General features: G+C 70.2%; 17 protein-coding genes. 8 read left to right on the top strand and 9 right to left on the bottom strand.

Features of this window, described 5'->3' with window-relative positions; genetic code table 11:
- Nucleotides 1-7 precede the first annotated feature (7 nt).
- A complete protein-coding gene (locus ACZ6S4_RS13470) occupies nucleotides 8-1,375 on the top strand; it encodes an acetyl-CoA carboxylase biotin carboxylase subunit (protein WP_465475204.1) in 1,368 nt (455 codons plus the stop codon).
- A 69-nt stretch (nucleotides 1,376-1,444) separates the two neighbouring features.
- On the opposite strand, the gene ACZ6S4_RS13465 is transcribed toward ACZ6S4_RS13470, so the two are convergent.
- The 6 genes from ACZ6S4_RS13465 to ACZ6S4_RS13440 form a co-directional block, all read right to left on the bottom strand.
- The gene (locus ACZ6S4_RS13465; protein WP_465475203.1) at nucleotides 1,445-2,242 is read right to left on the bottom strand and encodes an AfsR/SARP family transcriptional regulator; all 798 of its coding nucleotides are present in this window, start codon (nucleotides 2,240-2,242) and stop codon (nucleotides 1,445-1,447) included.
- A 155-nt stretch (nucleotides 2,243-2,397) separates the two neighbouring features.
- Nucleotides 2,398-2,886: a hypothetical protein gene (locus tag ACZ6S4_RS13460; RefSeq protein ID WP_465475202.1), complete on the bottom strand. Its 489-nt coding sequence runs from the start codon at nucleotides 2,884-2,886 to the stop codon at nucleotides 2,398-2,400.
- Nucleotides 2,887-2,947: 61 nt separating this feature from the next.
- Nucleotides 2,948-3,262: an antibiotic biosynthesis monooxygenase family protein gene (locus tag ACZ6S4_RS13455; protein WP_465475201.1), complete on the bottom strand. Its 315-nt coding sequence runs from the start codon at nucleotides 3,260-3,262 to the stop codon at nucleotides 2,948-2,950.
- Entirely contained in the window at nucleotides 3,259-3,597 is a 339-nt protein-coding gene (locus tag ACZ6S4_RS13450) for an antibiotic biosynthesis monooxygenase family protein (RefSeq protein WP_465475200.1), read from the bottom strand. Before ACZ6S4_RS13450 ends, ACZ6S4_RS13455 begins: the two co-directional genes overlap by 4 nt.
- Entirely contained in the window at nucleotides 3,594-4,049 is a 456-nt protein-coding gene (locus ACZ6S4_RS13445; RefSeq protein ID WP_465475199.1) for an anthrone oxygenase family protein, read from the bottom strand. The genes ACZ6S4_RS13450 and ACZ6S4_RS13445 overlap by 4 nt, the downstream gene beginning before the upstream one ends.
- A gap of 1 nt (nucleotide 4,050) precedes the next feature.
- Nucleotides 4,051-4,374 (bottom strand): TcmI family type II polyketide cyclase, encoded by a 324-nt coding sequence (locus tag ACZ6S4_RS13440; protein ID WP_465475198.1) that lies wholly within the window; start codon nucleotides 4,372-4,374, stop codon nucleotides 4,051-4,053.
- A gap of 238 nt (nucleotides 4,375-4,612) precedes the next feature.
- Between ACZ6S4_RS13440 and ACZ6S4_RS13435 the strand changes: the two genes are divergently transcribed.
- The 3 genes from ACZ6S4_RS13435 (at nucleotide 4,613) to ACZ6S4_RS13425 (ending at nucleotide 8,727) form a co-directional block, all read left to right on the top strand.
- On the top strand, nucleotides 4,613-6,799 hold the full coding sequence (locus tag ACZ6S4_RS13435; RefSeq protein WP_465475197.1) for an MMPL family transporter: 2,187 nt from the start codon (nucleotides 4,613-4,615) through the stop codon (nucleotides 6,797-6,799).
- Nucleotides 6,800-6,839: 40 nt separating this feature from the next.
- Nucleotides 6,840-7,622, top strand: coding sequence for an AfsR/SARP family transcriptional regulator (locus tag ACZ6S4_RS13430; RefSeq protein WP_465475196.1), 783 nt, complete (start codon nucleotides 6,840-6,842; stop codon nucleotides 7,620-7,622).
- A 70-nt stretch (nucleotides 7,623-7,692) separates the two neighbouring features.
- The gene (locus tag ACZ6S4_RS13425; protein ID WP_465475195.1) at nucleotides 7,693-8,727 is read left to right on the top strand and encodes a methyltransferase; all 1,035 of its coding nucleotides are present in this window, start codon (nucleotides 7,693-7,695) and stop codon (nucleotides 8,725-8,727) included.
- Nucleotides 8,728-8,782: 55 nt separating this feature from the next.
- Here ACZ6S4_RS13425 and ACZ6S4_RS13420 read toward each other — a convergent pair whose 3' ends face one another.
- The gene (locus ACZ6S4_RS13420) at nucleotides 8,783-9,973 is read right to left on the bottom strand and encodes a cytochrome P450 (RefSeq protein ID WP_465475194.1); all 1,191 of its coding nucleotides are present in this window, start codon (nucleotides 9,971-9,973) and stop codon (nucleotides 8,783-8,785) included.
- A gap of 195 nt (nucleotides 9,974-10,168) precedes the next feature.
- Between ACZ6S4_RS13420 and asnB the strand changes: the two genes are divergently transcribed.
- From asnB to ACZ6S4_RS13400, 4 genes are all read left to right on the top strand, one after another.
- Nucleotides 10,169-12,019 carry an asparagine synthase (glutamine-hydrolyzing) gene (gene asnB / locus ACZ6S4_RS13415; protein WP_465475193.1) on the top strand — a complete coding sequence of 617 codons (1,851 nt, stop codon included), beginning with the start codon at nucleotides 10,169-10,171 and terminating at the stop codon, nucleotides 12,017-12,019.
- A gap of 142 nt (nucleotides 12,020-12,161) precedes the next feature.
- The gene (locus tag ACZ6S4_RS13410; RefSeq protein ID WP_360816173.1) at nucleotides 12,162-12,542 is read left to right on the top strand and encodes an ArsR/SmtB family transcription factor; all 381 of its coding nucleotides are present in this window, start codon (nucleotides 12,162-12,164) and stop codon (nucleotides 12,540-12,542) included.
- Nucleotides 12,539-12,790, top strand: coding sequence for a hypothetical protein (locus ACZ6S4_RS13405; RefSeq protein WP_360816170.1), 252 nt, complete (start codon nucleotides 12,539-12,541; stop codon nucleotides 12,788-12,790). The genes ACZ6S4_RS13410 and ACZ6S4_RS13405 overlap by 4 nt, the downstream gene beginning before the upstream one ends.
- A gap of 134 nt (nucleotides 12,791-12,924) precedes the next feature.
- On the top strand, nucleotides 12,925-14,529 hold the full coding sequence (locus ACZ6S4_RS13400; RefSeq protein ID WP_465475398.1) for a glycoside hydrolase domain-containing protein: 1,605 nt from the start codon (nucleotides 12,925-12,927) through the stop codon (nucleotides 14,527-14,529).
- On the opposite strand, the gene ACZ6S4_RS13395 is transcribed toward ACZ6S4_RS13400, so the two are convergent.
- Both ACZ6S4_RS13395 and ACZ6S4_RS13390 read right to left on the bottom strand, forming a co-directional pair.
- The gene (locus ACZ6S4_RS13395) at nucleotides 14,515-14,781 is read right to left on the bottom strand and encodes a colicin immunity domain-containing protein (RefSeq protein WP_465475192.1); all 267 of its coding nucleotides are present in this window, start codon (nucleotides 14,779-14,781) and stop codon (nucleotides 14,515-14,517) included. The two genes, ACZ6S4_RS13400 and ACZ6S4_RS13395, sit on opposite strands and share 15 nt — an antisense overlap.
- Before the next feature lie 42 nt (nucleotides 14,782-14,823).
- Complete coding sequence (locus ACZ6S4_RS13390) at nucleotides 14,824-15,375, bottom strand: hypothetical protein (RefSeq protein WP_465475397.1); 552 nt, start codon at nucleotides 15,373-15,375, stop codon at nucleotides 14,824-14,826.
- Nucleotides 15,376-15,475: the final 100 nt, after the last annotated feature.

Here is a 15,475-nt window from a genome sequence, read left to right as displayed (position 1 = left end):
CGCAGCGATGTTCGGCAAGATACTCATCGCCAACCGCGGCGAGATCGCCCTGCGGGTCGCCCGGACCTGCCGGGAGATGGGCATCAAGACCGTCGCCGTCTACTCGACCGCCGATCGCGACTCGGCCGTGGTCCGGGCGGCGGACCAGGCCATCCACATCGGACCAGCGGCGGCCAAGCACAGCTACCTGAACGCGCCGGCCGTCATCGAGGCGGCCCTGCAGGCCGGGGCCGAGGCGATCCACCCGGGCTACGGGTTCCTCTCCGAGGACGCCGACTTCGCCGAGATCTGCCGGCGCAACGGCCTGGTGTTCATCGGTCCGCCACCGGAGGTCCTGCACCGGATGGCGGACAAGGCGTCGGCCCGCACGATGATGGAGGAGGCCGGGCTGCCCGTCCTGCCCGGCGGCCGGATCTCGCGGCCCACGGCGCAGGACGTCCGCGCTCTGGCCGACGAGGTGGGCTATCCGCTGATCATCAAGGCATCGGCCGGGGGCGGCGGGCGCGGGATGGCGGTGGTCCGCCACCCGGGTGAGCTGCTGGCGGCGTACCGGAGCACCCGGGCCACGGCGATGGCCATCTTCGGTGACGGCGGCCTCTACATCGAGCGCTACATCGAGGGCGCCCGGCACATCGAGGTGCAGGTCCTCTGCGACGACCACGGCAACACCGTGGCCCTGGGCGACCGGGACTGCTCGGTGCAGCGCCGGCACCAGAAGCTGCTGGAGGAGGCTCCCGCCGGCGGTCTGCCCGACGGGATGGCGCAGGAGATGGCGGACAGCGCGGTACGCGGCGCCCGGGCCACCGGCTTCCGGGGCGCCGGCACCTTCGAGTTCCTGGTCGACGCCGATCGCCGCTTCACCTTCATGGAGATCAACTGCCGGATCCAGGTCGAGCACCCGGTGACCGAGGCGATCACCGGCCTGGACATCGTCCGCGAGCAGTTGCGGGTGGCCGCGGGACTCCCACTGGATCTGGACGCGCTCAGCCTGCCGCGGCGCGGGGTTGCCCTGGAGGCCCGGCTGAACGCCGAGGACCCCGACCGTGGTTTCGCCCCGACGGCCGGCCTGCTCACCGAGTTCGTCCCGGCCGGCGGCCCGTTCACCCGGGTGGACACGCACGCGTATCCCGGCTACCGGGTGGCCCCGGACTACGACTCGCTGCTGGCCAAGGTGGTCGTGTGGGCGCCGGACCGGGAGCAGGCGATCGCCCGGCTGGACCGGGCGCTGGAGGAGTTCCGGGTGGACGGCGCGGGCGTCCGGACGACCGGCAACTTTCTGCGGCAGGTCCTGCGCGATCCGCGTTTCCAGGCCGCCCGGCACACGACCGCACTGGTGGCGGAGATCCTCGCCGAGCGCGCCGACTCCGCCACCTGACGATCCCGGACCACGACGGATGCGCCCGGCTGCACCATCGGTACAGCCGGGCGCACCCTCACGTACGGGTCAGACCGAGTCGTCGGTCAGCACCTGCTGGTAGACGTCCCGGACCCCGGCCGACGGCTCGAGTCCCAGACTCTCCCGCAGAGTGACGCGCAACTGCTGGTACACACCCATCGCCTCGCCGCGGCGCCCGGAGCGGTGCAGGGCGATCATCAGCTCGGCGTGCAGCCATTCGTGCAGTTCGTTGGCGGCGACCAGTGACTTGAGCTCGCCGATGAGCTGCCGATGCATCCCGACCGCCAGATCCGCCTTGATGCGCAGCTCCAGCGCGTCCATCCGCTGCTCCTCGAGCCACTGCGCGTACGCGCTCAGGGACGGCCCCATCGGCACGTCTCCCAGTGGCGCCCCCCGCCACAGGAACAACGCGTCGTGCAGCAGACCGGAGGCCCGGTCGGCGTCCCCCGCCGCCAGGGCGGTGCGCCCCTGCCGGAGCAGGGTCTCGAACTGGGCGTGGTCCAGATTGTTCGGTGGGACCATGAGCGCGTATCCGGACGGCCGGGTGATGAGCAGGTCCCGGGCGTCGGCCGGCGGGACGACAGCACCGAATATCTTGCGCAGTTGGTAGATGTAGGTCTGCAGAGTGGTCAGCGCGCTGGCCGGTGGTTGTTCCTGCCACAGCTCCTCGATGAGCTGTGCGGCGCTGGCGGTACGGTTCGCGTGCAGGATCAGCAGTGCCGCCACCTGACGCAGCTTCGGCGCCTTCGGCGTGACTATCCTGTTCGCGAATTCGATCTCGATAGGCCCCAAAATCCGGAAAAACACAACCTTTCTCCCCCGCCGTTTCCGTCTTCGGTTTCGCATGACCCCGCCGCCGACTTCGGCGACGGGTGTCCAACCTGAACAATTGCTGAGCCGGTGGCGATCCCGGTCATCGGCTCACCAGAGTGCACCCGCACCGATCAGTATCAGGGTTACCCGCGAGTTCATGAAGGCATTGACGGCCGCTGGTTCGTCGATCAGTCCAGACCGTATCGCCGCGCGGTGACGACCGGATGGAAAACCACTGTCGGATTCCCGGTCAGATCGAATCCCTGGGCCTCGCCCTCGGCCACAAATGCATCGGCCGCGGTAAATCGGGCGTCCAGTTTGACCCGGAGTTCGCCCTCCAACTGTCCGCTAGTCGATAGCAGGTATTCGCGGAATCCGTACCGGAAACGATTCCGGCCGGTCCGGCGCCAGGCGCCGATGCCGACGGCGCCGGCGTTGCTGCCGTTGAGCAGGATCCCGTCGCCCGTGAAGGCGTAGAGCGACACGTCGCTCCACTGACCGGGGATCGTCACCTCGGCGCTCCACGCCCCGAGCGGGGACAGCGCCGGCTCGGCCCGGGTGCGGTCCGCGGCCGCCGCCGGCGTCGCCGCCACGGCACCCGCGCCGAGCACACCGGCCAGGCCGGCGAAGGAAAGAGAGGCGCCCCGCAGGATCTCGCGCCGTTGCACGTTGGTCATTTCTTCTCCCTGTGTCGAGCGATGGTCGGATCGAGCGGCGGTCCGGTCGTGGCAACGCGAATCAGTGATGTGTCGCGACGACCTCGTAACAGCCGTGCCGCGGCGGCGCCGCGTGTTCCTGGAATGGCCGCAACGGCGCTGTCGCGGCCCGGTGCCCGGCGGTGCGTTCCCACCGCTGGAAATCCGCCAGGCTGGCCCACTCGCTGAGCACCACCAGCCGGTCCGGTTCGTCGCGGCACCGCAGCAGCTCGTTACCCAGCAGGCCGGCGGTGCCGGCCAGCTGACTGCTGACCCGGTGGTACGCGTCGGTGATCAACTCGCCGCCGGCCTCGGTGCCGGCGGCGAGAAAGAGCAGGGCGCGCACCCGGGTGCTCATCGGGCACCGGCCCGGCCGGGAAAGCCGTGCAGGACCTGCATGGTCGCCATGGAGCCGCCCGACCGGAACGGATGCAACTGCCGGCGGTGGGCGACGTGCGCGTCACTCAATTCGAATCGGCGGAACTGCGGCTCGTCCACCCAGTCGCTGATGATGTAGTAGACGGAGCTTTCATCGGTGGCCCGCATGAGCCATTGGCCGAGGTTGGCCGGATGCTCGGTTATCACGTTTCCGACGGCCAGCCAGGCCTTCTCGAAATCGGCTTCCATCCCCGGGCGGACATGCATTTTCAGGAGAATGCGAAAGGGTTCTTCCGGCATGGTGACCTCATTCATCGCAGGAGGGTCGCCGCCAGCACGTTGAGCGCGAACGCCAGCACGGCGGCGGCGGTACGGATGGTGTTCCAGCGGGCCCACCGCCGGCGGGGGTCGATGTCCGACCATTCGCCGGGCAGGTGCGCCGGGTCCAGCGCGATGGCCCATCGTTTGATCGGCACGTTGCGCCCGGCCGAGATCGCGACGACGGCGAGGATCAGCAGCGCCGACGCGGCGAACAGCGGCCGGGCGGCAGCCGGCCCGACCACCACCAGCGCGACGTCGCACGCCAGGGTCGCGAGCATGCACAGCGGCTGGAAGGGCTCGTACCGGTGGGCCAGAAAGCGGTGTGTCTCCAGGTAGCGCTCGGGCGGCAGGCTCAGCAGCAGTGGCACCCCACCGAGCACGGTGCCCATGAGCACGCCCGCGGCCAGGCCGTTGGCCAGCAGCGCCGCCGCGATCAGCACCGCCACGTCAGCTGCCGGACTGCCACTGGTAGAAGGTCGTGGCCATCGCGTCCTTCGGTTCTTTCCAGTCCGGGTCGAAGGGCGTCATGTGCTTGCTCAGCTTGGTGTTGACGTCGGCGTACAACGGGTGGCCGCGGGTCGCGTACAGCCGGTCGCCGATGTCGTCGGCCGCCTCGACCAGGTGGAAGTACAGGCCGTGGAAACGGAACAGCGTGCGGCGTGACACTCCGATGAGGTGGGGCAGTTCACCGGCGTCCGACTCGGCGAAGATCCCGGCCACCGCGTCGGCGTCGGCCGGATCCATCCGAGCCACGATCAGGGTCTGGTGCATGGTCCCTCTCTCCCCGCTCACGCGCCCGCCGCGAATCGCGGGCACCCGGAGCGACCGTGTCATCGCCCGATCGATGCCCACTCAAGGACCACTAGAGCCGTCCTATACGGATCTGTCGCTCTTCGGCCATCGGCCGTGACGCGTTGACAGACCCTGCTGACACCTGTCAGAGTTTTCTTACACGTTACGGGTGAAGCTGCCGATAGCGCCCGGGCGCCGCTCGACGAGGGGGTTCGTGATGTCCAGGTTTGCCGACGGGGTGCTGCGCTTCAAGGTGCCCGTCCTGCTGTTCTGGCTGGCCGCGCTGGTGGCCGGCATCTTCGCGGCGGGGCAGGCCACCGACCGCCTCTCCCGGGACTTCTCGTTCCCCGGTGCCCGCGGCTACGAGGCCAACGTGTCGATCCTGCGGGAGTACGGCAACGGCGGCTCGGGAAGCCCGCTCGTGACCGTCGTGACGCTGCCGGCCGGCACCACAGTCGACACTCCCGCCGTACGGGACGGGCTGCGCCAGGCGTACGCGAAGCTGGACGCGAGCGGGCAACTGCGCTCGGTGGCGTACCCGGTCACCGACGACCGGCGACTGATCTCCCCGGACGGCCGTACGCTGCTGGGCCTGGTCTTCAAGCCCTTCTACGGCGAGCGTTCCGCGGGGCCGGACCTGGTCCCGACGGTCACCGGGGCACTCACCGCGAGCCTGCCCACCGGCACCACCGTGCAGGTCACCGGGATCGACGCGCTCAGCGCCCAGGCCGCGGACTCCGAGGTCAGCACCGGCGTCCTGGTGGAGACCATGATCGGGGCGATCGGCGCGCTGGTGGTCCTGATCTTCGTCTTCCGTTCTTTCCTCGCGCTGCTGCCGCTGCTGCTCGCCGCCGTCTCCATCCTCACCACATTCCTGCTGGTCTGGGGCCTGACCGGGATCACCCAGGTCAACTTCCTGGTGCAGTACCTGATCGCACTGATCGGACTCGGCGTGGCGATCGACTACGCCCTGCTGATCGTGAACCGCTGGCGGGAGGAACGCGGCAACGGCCTGGACAGCCGGGAGGCCGCCGTCCGCGCGATGTCGACCGCCGGTTCCGCGGTGCTGTTCAGTGCCACCGCGGTCGGCTTCGGCCTGCTGGTGCTCGTCTTCCTGCCGGTGCCGTTCCTGCGCAGCGTCGGGTACGGCGGGCTGCTGATCCCGGTGGTCAGCGCGCTGGTCAACCTGACGCTGCTGCCGGTCCTGCTGGCCACCGTCGGCGAGCGCCTGGACTGGCCGCGGCGGGCCGCCCGGCACACCCGCAGCCGGGTCTGGGCCGGCTGGGCCGCGCTCGTCTACCGCCGGCGGTGGCTCGCCACGTTCATCGCGCTGGCGCTGCTCGTACCGCTGTGCGTCGCCGCCTTCGGCACCCGGATCGGCAGCCCGCCCGCCGACGCTCTGACCCCTTCCGGGCCCGCCTACCAGGGGCTCGTCCAGCTGCGGTCGGCGGATCTGCCGGACGGCTCGCTGACGCCGATCGAGATCCGCACCGGCTCACCCGCCGAGGCACAGCGCATCGCCGACCGGGTCGCCGCCCTGCCCGGCATCCGGACCGCCACGGCCCCGACCGGGCCGGCCTGGACCCGGCCCGGCTCGGCCCTGGTGACCGTCATCCCCGATGCCGAGACCAGTACGGCCACCGGCAAGCAGACCGTCGAACGGGTCCGCGGCGTGGTGGACGCGGAGTTCCCGGCCGCGCAGGTCGGCGGCACCGGCGCCCAGGAGATCGACGCCACCTCGTCGCTCTACCGGTACTTCCCGCTCATGCTGGCGGTGATCGCCCTGATCACCTTCCTGGTGCTGATCCGCGCCTTCCGGTCGGTCCTGCTGGCCCTGCAGGCCATCCTGCTGAACCTGCTGTCCCTGGCCGCGGCGTACGGCGCCCTGGTGCTCATCTGGCAGGAGGGCTACGGCTCCCAGCTCTGGGACTCGCCCGCGACCGGGTCGATCACCATGTGGGTACCGCTGATGACCTTCGCGTTCCTCTTCGGACTCTCCATGGACTACGAAGTCTTCCTGCTGACCCGCATCCGCGAGGAGTACGACCGGACCGGCGACGGGCGCACGGCCGTGGTCGAGGGGCTGAGCCGGATCGGCCGGCTGGTCACCAGCGCCGCCCTGATCCTGTTCCTGGCCTTCGCCTCGATGGCCATCCTGCCCGACGTGAACATCAAGATCATGGCTTCCGGCCTGGGCATCGGCATCCTGCTCGACGCGACCCTGCTACGCGCCCTGCTGGTGCCGGCGCTGATCTCGATCACCGGCCGGCACACCTGGTGGGTCCCGCGGTGGCTGGAACGCGCTCTGCTGATCCGGCCCCGTCCCGCCCCGCCGGCCGCGGCGGCACCGGCCGGGACCGTCCCGCGCGGTGACCACCTCGCGGAGGAACTGACCACCCGCTGAACCGTCCGGGCCAGGTCCACGACGAACGGAAGGTGTCATCGTGCGGTTCAACCTGCTCGGCCCGCTCGAGGTGCTCGACGATCAGGGACATCCGGTGCCGCTGGCGCCGAAACCGGGTCAGCTGCTCGCCCTGCTGCTCATCGAAGCGGGCCGGGTGATCCCCACGGAGGCACTGATCGGCGAGCTCTGGGGTGACACCGCGCCCGCCTCGGCCCGGACGATCGTGCAGACCTACGTCTACCAGCTGCGCAAGTCCCTGGGCGGCCGCTCGCACGACAGCCCGCGGCTGCGCACCAGCCAGTCCGGCTATGTGGTCCGGATCGACGACGACGTCCTCGACCTGTACGAGTTCGACCGGCTCACCACCTCCGGGCAACGGCTGCTGTCCCGCGGCGACGCCCTCAGCGCGACCGCCGAGCTCAGGGCGGCCCTGGAGTTGTGGCGCGGGCCGGTGCTGAGCGGCACCAACGCCGGCCCGGTCCTGAGCCGGCACCGCCTACGGCTGGAGGAGAACCGGTTCAACGCGATCGAGATGCGGATCGAGGCCGACCTGCTGCTCGGCCGGCACCACGAACTGATCGGCGAGCTGAAGAGCCTGACCGCCACGGAGTCGCACAACGAGCTCCTGCACGCCCAGCTGATCCGGGCGCTGCGCCGCGCCGGGCGCCGGGGTGAGGCCCTCGCGGTGTACCAGCGGCTGGAACGCCGCCTGGCCGAGACGTTCGAAATCCTGCCGTCGGCCGCCCTGCGCCGGCTGCACGCCGAGCTGCTCCAGGCGGATCTCGGTGGATCCACCACCGAACCTCAAGCCGCCGTCGAGTGACCGCGGCCAGGATGCCGGTCATCGACATCGGGGTGCCCTGCCCCGCGACGACCACGAGGAGGACCGTCCGATGGAGACAAGGACAGCGCCGACACCAGCAGTGCGGCCGTTGCTGGAGCTGAGCACGGCGTTCTGGCGGGCGAAGGTGGTGCTGACCGGCGTCGAGCTGGGCCTGTTCACCGCGCTCGCCGACGGTCCGGCCGGCCCGGCGCAGATCTGCGAGCGGCTCGGGCTCAACGGGCGCGCGGTGGAGGAGTATCTCGACTCGCTCACCTCACTGGGCATGCTCGAGCGCACACCCGAGGGCTACCGCAACAGTGCGGCCGCGGACGCGTACCTGGTCGAGGGCCGGCCCGGCTACCTCGGCGGCTGGATGCGGATGACCAGCAGCCGGCTGTACGAGGCGTGGAGCCGGCTGCCGGACGGCCTGCGCACGGGTGCGCCTCAGCTGACCGGGCCGATGAGCGACAACTTCTTCCCGAACCTCTACCAGGATCTCGACGCGCTGCGCAGCTTCATCTCCGGCATGGACTCGCTGACCAACCTGATCGGGCCGGACCTGGCCGGCGCGTTCGACTGGAGTGCCACCGAGACGTTCATCGACATCGGCGGGGCCCGCGGCAACCTGGCTTCCGTGCTCGCCCAGGCGCACCCGCACCTGCGCGGCGCGGTCTTCGACCTGCCGCACCTGAAGCCGTTGTTCGAGGAGCTGACCAGCGAACGCGGAGTGGCCGACCGGCTGCAGTTCCACTCGGGTGACTTCTTCGCCGACCCGCTGCCCGAGGCCGACGTGCTGGTGTTCGGCCACATCCTGCACGACTGGAACGACGAGCAGCGGCGCAGCCTGCTGGCCCGGGCCTTCCAGGCCGTCCGGCCCGGTGGTGCGGTGCTGATCTACGACCGGATGATCGACGATGCCGCCGGCGCCCGCACGCTGAGCCTGCTGGGCAGCGTGAACCTGCTGCTGGTGACCCCGGGCGGTTCGGAGTACCGGGTGTCGGACTGCCGCGGGTGGCTGCAGGCCGCGGGATTCGACCGGACCGCGTCGGTGCCGCTGCTGGAGGACACCGAGACCGTGGTGATCGGGCGCAAGCCGGTCGCCTGACCACGAGACAACGGGGCCCGGTCGCGCGCTGCGACCGGGCCCCCGGGCCGTCCGGCTACCAGCGCACCGGCAGGGTGGCGGGACGACTGAACGCCATCCCGCCGATCCAGCGCAGCTCGGCCGCCGGGTCCAGGTGGACGTCCGGGAACCGGGCCAGCAGACGGGTGATCGCCACCGAGAGCTCCATCCGGCCCAGCTGGGCGCCGATGCAGTGGTGCACGCCGTGCCCGAACGCCAGGTGCGGATTGTGCTGCCGCGTCACGTCGAGCTGCTCGGGGCAGGCGAAGACCTCCTCGTCCCGGTTCGCCGACTGCGCCGAGGCCAGCACCGCCTCCCCGGCCCGGACCGTCACCCCGGCGATCTCGACGTCCTCGGTCGCGACCCGCAACGCACTGGCCCCGCTGCCCGCGGTGGAGAACCGCAGCAGTTCCTCGACCGCGGGTTCGATCAGGGCCGGGTCGTCGCGCAGGACGGCGAGCTGGTCCGGACGGCTCATCAGGTGCAGCAGGGCATGGATCAGCTCCCCCGCGGTCGCGTGATATCCGGCCACCAGCAGCGTGTGCCCGAACGCCAGCAGCTCCTCGTGGCTGAGCCGGTCATCGTCCTCCGACGCCCGGATGAGCACCGTCAGCAGATCGTCGGCGGGCTGCTCACGGCGGGCCACGATGAGCTCGGACAGGTAGGCGTTGAGGTTGCGGCGCGCGGAGAGCACGTCGGCCGGCGCATGGGCGGTGATGCTGAGCATCACGTCCGTCCAGTCCCGGAACTTCTCGGTGTCCTCGTACGGGACGCCGAGCAGCTCGCAGATCACCCGGATGGGCAGCGGCAGGGCCAGGCCGGCGACGAGGTCACCCGGCTGTCCTGTCGCCTCCAGCTCGTCCAGCAGGCTGTCGGTGAGCTGCTCGACGCCTTTGCGCATGGCGGCGATCCGGCGGGCGCCGAACGCGGGCGTGACCAGCCGGCGTACCCGGGTGTGCTCCGGCGGATCCATCGAGAAGATCGACTTGGAGTTCGCCGCCACCGGCAGGATGCGGGGCGCGCCCTCGACGGTCGTGGCCGCCTTGCTGAGCCGGGGATCGGCGAGCGCGGCCCGGGCGTCCGCATAGCGGGTCACCAGCCAGGCCTGATGGCCGCTGGGCAGTTCGATCCGCGCCGCGGGGCACTCGGTGCGCAGCCGCGCCAGCTCCGGCGCGGGCTCGAGCGGATCCGGGCCACGCAGGGGGAAACGCAGGATGGGCTCGGCCATGATCTGTCCCTTCACACGACGGCATTCGGCCCAGCGTGCGGTGCCGCACTCGACGGTTCCTCGGACGGCGCTCGAACCACGCGCGGCCGGAAAGGCTCCAGCCGGTGTCGAGCGCACCTCGACCACGCCTCGACGGCGTCGGCAGAGCATCTGGCCGCAGAGAAAGTCGATGACGAGTGGGAGAAGAGGTGTCGGATGGCCGGCATTGTCGGATGGCTGGACTTCGACCGGGACCTGTCGAACCGCCGCGACGTGGTGCGCGCGATGGCCGGCGCCGTCGCCAACCGTGGCCCGGACGGCGAGTCGGTCTGGGCGGGCGGTCCCGTGGCGCTGGGGCATCGGCGGATCGCCGGTGAGGACCCGGAGGGCCAGCAGCCGTACTGCGTCAGCGAGGACGGCCGTCCGGTCGTCGCAATCACGTTCGACGGCGAGTTGTTCAATGCCACGGCCCTGCGCGGGCAGCTGCTGGCCCGCGGGTGCGTGCTGCGCGGCGGCGGCACCGCGGAGCTGGTGGCACAGGCGTACCTGATCTTCGGCGACCGGGTGGCCGAGCAGCTGGACGGCATCTTCGCGTTCGCGCTGTGGGACGCCCGGGCGGAGCGGCTGCTGCTGGTCCGCGACCAGATCGGGATCAAGCCGCTGTACTACCAGATGGTCGGCGGCGGCGTCGTGTTCGGCTCCGAGCCGAAGGCGATCTTCGCTCATCCGCTGACGCCGGCCGCCGTCGACGAGGACGGTCTGCGCGAGGTCATCGGCTTCGCCGGCACCCCGGGCCACGCGGTCTTCCGCAACATGCACAAGGTGCCGGGCGGCAGTGTGACGACCGTGCACCGCCGGGGTGTCACCACCCGGGCCTTCTGGCAGCTGGAGGCCCGCGAGCACACCGACGACCTGGACGGCACCGTCGACCAGGTGCACAGCCTGCTGGAAGGGGCCATCGCCAAGCGCCTGACCGACGACCCGTCGCTGGCCATCATGCTGTCCGGGGGCCTGGACTCGAGCCTGGTCACGGCCCTGGCCACCCGCATCGCCCGGGAGCGGGGCAACGGCCGGCTCCGCACCATCTCGGTGGACTTCGCCACGCACGCGCGCAACGCCGAACGCGCCGACGGCAACGCGGACGCCAGCTTCGCCGCCGTGGTCGCCGAGCACCTCGGCACCGACCACACCGACATCGAGCTCGACCGCGACGAGCTGTGGGACCCGGTCACCCGGGACGCCGCGATGCGCGCGATGCCGGACGTGCCGCTGCCGGTGGGCGAGATGAGCAACTCGATCCACATGTTCTTCGAGGCGGTCGGCCGGCGCGCGGACATCACCATGATGGGCGAGTGGTCGGACACGATCTTCGGCGAGTTCCTGCACATCGACAAGCCGGAGGTGGTGGCGTCCGAGACGCTGCCGTGGGTGGCCGCGGGCCAGTATTTCGTACGCAACTCCGGCATCGGCACCGGCCTGTTCGACACCGACCTGCTCAAGCGGCTGGACATCCCGGGCTACTGCGCCGACCAGTACCGCACCCAGCTGGCCAAGGTGCCGCACGTGGCGGGGGCCGACCCGCAGGAACGCCGGATGCGCGAGATCTGCTACCTGTACCTGCAGGGGTGGATGGAGATGGGGCTCGCGCAGGACGACGGGCTCACCGCCAACAACGGGCTGCGGCTGCGCGTGCCGTTCGTCGAGCCCGAGCTCGTGCAGTACGCGTTCAACATGCCCTGGTCACTCAAGACCCACGGCGGACGTTCGAAGAGCATCCTGCGCCGGCTGGGCCGGCAGGTGCTGCCGGACGAGATCCTGGACCGGCCGAAGAACCCCTTCCCGAGTACGCCGGACGTCCGGCACGCCGAGGCCCTGCGGGACGCTCTGCAGGAGGTGCTGGCCGACCGGGAAGCGCCGATCGCGCCGTACCTGAACCGGGAGGCCGCCGCCGCCCAGCTCGCCGACCTGGACCGGCTGGCCGGTGGCTGGCAGGGCCGGGCCGACATCGAGATGATGCTGCAGACCAACGCCTGGCTGGCCCGGTACGGCATCCGTGTCCTGCTCTGAACCTTGCTCCCCCGCTGCTGCCGCGGGCCGGGTGCGACCGGATCACCGATCGCACCGGGCCCGCGGCGGTGGGCCGCGCGCATGGCTCGCGGAGTGCCGGCGGCCCTATACTCTCGGTTGGTCGACCGAACGGGCGAGGTGAGTGGAGCGAAGCGATGGCACAGGCCGTCCGCTGGACGCGTCCGGTGAGCGTGATCTGTCCGGCGAGCAGTTGCTGAACGTGCTGGCTGCCCTGGCGAACCCGCACCGGCTGCGGATCATCGCCGCCCTCAACGAGGGCCGCAACTACGTCAGCGAACTGGCCCGCGTCCTGGGCATGAGCCGTCCGCTGCTCCACATGCACCTACAACGCCTGGAAGCAGTCGGCCTCGTCACGGGGTCGCTGGAGCTCTCCGACGACGGCAAGGCGATGCGTTTCTACGACGTCGCGCCGTTCCTGCTGCGGCTGGATCCCGCGCGGGTCGCCGAGGCGGCCAAGACGCTCGACGATCCCAAGGACAGCACGGGAAAGGAACAGGCGTGACGGACACCGTCGGAACAGTGGCACAGCTGGCCGGACTGGTGGTGGTCGCCGGCATCTTCGCGATCCTGCTGCTCATCATCCACCAGACGTTCGTGTCGCGGCGCAACCGCGAGGACCAGACCCGCGACGAGCGGTATCGCACGGCGCTCGCCGAGGCAACCGCCGCCCAGCAACGCACCGAGGAACGCCTGGGCGACGTGAGCGCCCGCCTCGCCGAGGTGGAGAAGCTGCTGCGCGACGTCGGGTGAGCCCCGGCGGTCCACTGACGGAGCTGACTGTTCGACTTCGAAGATCGTCTGTTCGGCCGTACCCGTTGCCTTGATCCTTTGATTGGGTCGGACGTCCCCTGTCGTCCGTCCCGGAAAAGGTCTTCATGCGCACAATGGCGCCGGTGCACCGCAAGCGAGTCGTCCGGGCCGCCTTCGGTGTGGCGGTGATCCTGCTTTCGACGCTGACCCTGGCTCAAGCGGACGCGACGATGAGTGCCAGCGCCGCGGCGACCGTGCAGCCCGGCACCTTCTCCGGCAAGGCCTTCGACGCCTGCACGGCACCGTCCAGCGCGAACATGGCGGCGTGGCGCAAAGCCTCGCCGTACCGCGGGATCGGCATCTACATCGGCGGCAACAACCGCGGCTGCACGCAGAAGAACCTCACCGCCGGCTGGGTACGCACCCAGGTCGCGGCCGGCTGGCACCTGATCCCGCTGTACGTCGGCCCGCAGGCGTCCTGCACGATCGCGACCAAGAAGAAGAACCTGATCAGCAACACGAAGGCGGCCGCGCAGGGGGCCACCGCCGCGCAGGACGCCGTGGCGCAGGCCCGCGCGCTCGGCCTGGCCGCGCAGAGCGTGCTGATCTACGACATGGAGGCGTACCGGACGGACGACGCCGCCTGCCGCAAGGGTGTGCTGGCCTTCATGAGCGCCTGGACGGCCAAGCTGCACGACCTGGGCTACCTGTCCGGCTTCTACAGCAGCATGGGCTCCGGCGTGGCCGACCAGGTCGCCAACTACGCCGCCCCCGGCTACGTACGCCCCGACTACCTCGACTTCGCCCGCTGGGACAAGATCGCCACGCTGACCGACGCGGGCCTGCCCGCCACCCACTGGTCCCCGCACCGCCGGATGAAGCAGTACCAGGGCGACCACAAGGAGACCTGGGGCGGCGTCACGATCAACATCGACAGCAACCTGGTGGACTTCGCCCCGCTGCCCGCCGCGAAACTGGCCGACCACAACGGCAACGGCTGGTCCGACGTCCTGGCCCGGACGTCCAGCACCGGCAACCTGTTCCTCTACCCGGGCAACGGCACGTACGCCGACGAGAAGACCCGCAAGAAGCTCGGCAGCGGCTGGAAGGCGATGAACGCGATCGTCCGGATCGGCGACCTCAACCGCGACGGCTACCCCGACGTGGTGGCCCGGGTGGCATCCAACGGCTACCTGTACTTCTATCCGGGCCGCAGCAGCGGCAGCCTCGGCACGCGCAAACTGCTGTCGAAGGACTTCAAGAAGATGCGCGAGATCACCGCGATCGGCGACCTGAACAAGGACGGCTACCCGGACCTGGTGGCGGCCCAGACCAGCAACCACAACCTGTACCTCTACCCGGGGGTGAAGGGCACGAAGCTGGCCGGCCGCAAACTGATCGCCAAGGGTGGCTGGGACCAGCGCAACGAACTGACCGGCGTGGGTGACTTCAACCGCGACGGCCACCCCGACCTGATGGTCCGCCAGGGCAAGGCGGGCCAGCTGTTCCTGTACCCGGGCCGCAAGGGGACGCTGGGTGCGAGGAAGCAGCTCGGGACGGGGTGGAACAACAAGCGGGATCTGCTCGGGGTGGGCGACTTCGACCGGGACGGGTATACGGATCTGGTGGCGGTGCTCAAGACCCCGGGCAGCCTGATGCTCTACCGGGGTACGGGGAGTGGGCTGCGGCCGGGCCTGCGGGTGGCGACCGGCTACAAGGGACGGTCACCGCTCTTCTGAGCGGAGGAATTCGGCCGCCGCCTGTCGCAGAGCGGAGTCGTCCAGGTCGCCCGGGTCACGAAGGCCGGGGTCGGCGCAGTATGCCTCCACGGCGTCGAAGAGGCTGCGGACGGCCGAAGCCGCCGGCGGCTGGAATTGATCCCCCTCCCCACGGAAGACCGACAGGAAGACGGTCTCGAACTCCGGGCCCGACATCCTGCCTTCGACCAGGATCCGGCAGAGCGTCCGATACGGTTCCAGCTTCGCGACCATCTCAGTCATCTCCGTGGCATCCGAGGGATTGAATCCAAGTACCTACCGCCGATCCATGAACTTTCGGATGGCGCTCGCGGCAACCGGATTCGGCAGCGCGATGATGCCGATCGAGTCCTGCCAGGTGGTACCACCGATCAGCACGCCCTCGTCGAGCGACAGCATCACGAAACCCGGCCGGCCCGCGGGGCCGCCGAGGACTCCGTTGTCGACGCCCGCACCGATTACGTTCCATTGCTGCTCCAGCCTCACCCGCGCCCAGTGCGGTCGTGCCGGATCCTCCTCATCCATCGGACCGACAGAGACGAGAAACGCGCGGTCCTCGTCGAGCAGGCCGTACTCGGCCGCGAGCTGCCACCAGGCTTCGTTCGCCTTGTCCACAAGGTCGGACTCGTCGAAATCGAAAGTGCGGTCAATTCTGCCGTCCTCACGAAGGCAGGCCGTCAGCATCCACGCCGCGCCGGCCGGCAGTGAAGGTGAGGACCAGCTGAAGTCGAGCATGGCGATGCCCGCAGTCCGAAGTGACGCCTCAGCGGCGTGCTTGTCGAACATCAGATTCCCGCCGTTCAACCGGACGCCAGCCATCATGATCATCAATGCCGCGAGCGAACCGTAGGACCCCTCCAGGGACGTGTCAACAGACGCCTGTCTCCGCTGGTCGCGGATACCGCTCGTCCTACAGCCGGCGCGGCCC

The sequence above is a fragment of the Actinoplanes sp. NPDC051405 genome (assembly GCF_055586185.1).
This window is presented reverse-complemented; position numbering and strand designations above follow the sequence as displayed.